This window comes from Acetobacter indonesiensis, from assembly GCF_000963945.1.
Lineage (GTDB): Bacteria > Pseudomonadota > Alphaproteobacteria > Acetobacterales > Acetobacteraceae > Acetobacter > Acetobacter indonesiensis.
Genome location: NZ_BAMW01000044.1, coordinates 1 through 2,597, shown reverse-complemented (window position 1 = coordinate 2,597; position 2,597 = coordinate 1). Strand labels below are relative to the sequence as shown.

General features: G+C 63.2%; 3 protein-coding genes. All 3 read right to left on the bottom strand.

Translation table 11 applies throughout. The annotated features are described in order from the left end of the window. Positions 1-32: 32 nt before the first annotated feature. Positions 33-1,643 carry an IS66 family transposase gene (gene tnpC / locus Abin_RS10255; RefSeq protein ID WP_048846599.1) on the bottom strand — a complete coding sequence of 537 codons (1,611 nt, stop codon included), beginning with the start codon at positions 1,641-1,643 and terminating at the stop codon, positions 33-35. A 65-nt stretch (positions 1,644-1,708) separates the two neighbouring features. Beyond that, on the bottom strand, positions 1,709-2,056 hold the full coding sequence (gene tnpB, locus Abin_RS10250; protein ID WP_007396145.1) for an IS66 family insertion sequence element accessory protein TnpB: 348 nt from the start codon (positions 2,054-2,056) through the stop codon (positions 1,709-1,711). Next, positions 2,053-2,454, bottom strand: a complete 402-nt coding sequence (gene tnpA / locus Abin_RS10245) for an IS66-like element accessory protein TnpA (RefSeq protein ID WP_039732708.1) — start codon at positions 2,452-2,454, stop codon at positions 2,053-2,055. Before tnpA ends, tnpB begins: the two co-directional genes overlap by 4 nt. Positions 2,455-2,597 lie beyond the last annotated feature (143 nt).

The following is a 2,597-nucleotide window of genomic DNA, read 5'->3' as shown; positions in this document are numbered from 1 at the left end:
AGGTAACCATCCGGCGAGAGACGCGGGCGTGATCAGGCAGCGATGCTATTCTGCCCTTGAGCAATGGGTTTCCAATGCCAGGGGAGGAGTTCATGGAGGCGTGGGTTGGGAGTGTCGTTGATGCGGGCGAGCACATCGGCGAGCCATGCCTGAGGATTGACCTCGTTCAGGCGGCAGGTGGCGACGAGGGAATACATGGCGGCGGCTCTTTCACCGCCACGATCGGAGCCTGCGAACAGCCAGGCTTTTCTCCCCAGTGCGATACCGCGGATTGCACGTTCCGCCGCATTATTCGTCAGACAGATCCGGCCGTCTTCAAGAAATACCGTGAATGTATCGACCCGTCTGAGAATATAGTTCATTGCCTGGGCAATGGGGTTTTTCGACGACATGCGCCGGCAGGTCTCGCGCATCCAGTCGAGCAGATCCTCGACCAGCGGGGCGATACTCTCCTTGCGGATGGCCAGCCGATGTGCGGCGGAGCTGCTGTTGATCGCGCGTTCGGCGTCGAATATGGCGTCGATCCGGCGCACGGCCTCTATGGCGAGTGGCGCCTTGTCTTTCTCGGCAATCTTGAACAGTCCCCGGCGTCCATGCGCCCAGCAGCCGACCGCGACCACAGGCGCGGGCTGACGTCCCGGCTTTGCCAGGTGAGTGTATCCGGCATAGGCGTCTGATTGCAGGATTCCGGTCCAGCCGGTGAGATGGTCGGCCGGATGTTCACCTTTACGGTCTCGGGAGTAGCGGAACCACACGGCTGGGGGCGCGAGGCCGCCAAATGGGGCATCGTCGCGCACATAATTCCACAATCGTCCGGTCACGGTGCGCCCCTTCGCCAGTACGGGCACTGTGGTGTCGTCCGCATGCAGACGCTGGGCTGCCAGCACATGTGCCCGGATCAGCGCGGTAAGGGGCGCCAGCGTCGCGGTGCAGGCACCCACCCAGTCGGCTAGCGTCGAGGTGTCGAGATCGATCCCCTCACGGGCAAATGCATCGCTCTGCCGGTTCAGCGGCAGATGCTGCAGGAACTTGTCGCACAGGATGCCCGCAAGCAGCTTTGGACCGGCCCGTCCGCGTGCGATCGGGTGGAAAGGTGCCGGTGGCTGGGTGATGCTCTCGCAGTCGCGGCAGGTGAATTTCTCGCGCACCGTCTGGATCACCTTGAACTGTCGCGGGATCACCTCCAGCGTCTCGGTGACACTCTCCCCCAGCTTACTCAGGCGCTCGCCGCCACAGCACGGGCAATGTGTCGGCACGGGGATGACGACCCGTTCGCGCGGGAGATCGGCGCGCAGCGGCTGGCGACCGTGATTGCGCCGGGGCGCTGTCGCCCGCACGGCAGGATCGGAAGCGTTTTCCGGCGCATCCTCGGCGTGCGCCGTCTCCAGATCCTCCAGTTCGAGTTCGAACTGGGCCAGCAGACGGCGCCCCCGCTCCGATGAGGCCCCGAAACGGTCCTGGCGCATCCGCGCAATGAGGTGCTTGAGATGAGCGATCTGCGCCTCGGCGCTGATCGCTCGGGTTTCAGCGGCAGTGGCCCGGGTTTCGGCAGAAGACGCCCGGAATTCGGCGACCTGAACGCGCGCCTCGACCGCGGCAAGTGCCGCGCGCAGGGCCATCATCTCGTCCGTGTCTCCCGTCATGAAGACAGTTGACCACATGGGCGCTCAAAAGAGTACCAGTATATGCTGATCTGGCGCAGTTTTTATTATCCCGCCAGTTCGGGTCTCCAGGTTTTCTGCGGGTTTCTCCAGTCGATCCCTTCCAGCAGGCAACTTAATTGTGACGGGGAAAGATGGATCACCCCGTCCCTGGCCGAGGGCCAGAGGAAATGCCCACGCTCGATCCGCTTCGCATATAATGACAGGCCTACGCCATCGTGCCAGATCAGTTTCACCAGGTCGCCGCGCTTTCCCCTGAAGGCATAAACGTCGCCGGCGAAAGGATCACGACCCAGCGTTTCCTGGACTTTCAGAGCCAGCCCGGGCATCCCGAGGCGCATATCGGTCACGCCGGCCGCCAGCCATATCCTCAGCGTGGAGGGAAGCGGAATCATGACCGCAGCGCGCCCACAATCTCACGCAGACGATCAGCGGACAGCCCCGTGTCGAATTCGAGCCGCACACCGTCCGGAAAGACCACGCTGACCGCTCGGCCAGGCGGCGTTCCCTGTTCGCTTCGACGCTCCAATGCCTGCGGCTGAGGTGCCGGAGCCACCATGACAGGCACGAACGATGTTCCGCCCTGCGCTTTGGCCCGGGCCTCTCGCCGCCAGCGAAACACCAGGCTTGGATGAACACCATACTGTGCAGCCACCTCCCTTACGGGGCGCCGGCTCTCGTAGGACGCGATGACCACGCGCGCGCGAAATTCAGGGGCGTGCCAGCGGCGGCGATCTGAAACGATCTCGATCCGCGAGGCTTCCGCCAGCCTGTCTCGCTCTCCTGCCTCCATACCGCTCCCTTGGAGCCTCTCTGCGGTACTACCTGCGACACTCGCAGGTAGTACCGCGTCTCTATCTCTTGAATCGCTCATGATTCATAGCTGAACCAGAATAGAAATATTCAGCAAGGCGGCAGTCGCCGGGTGCTTACGCC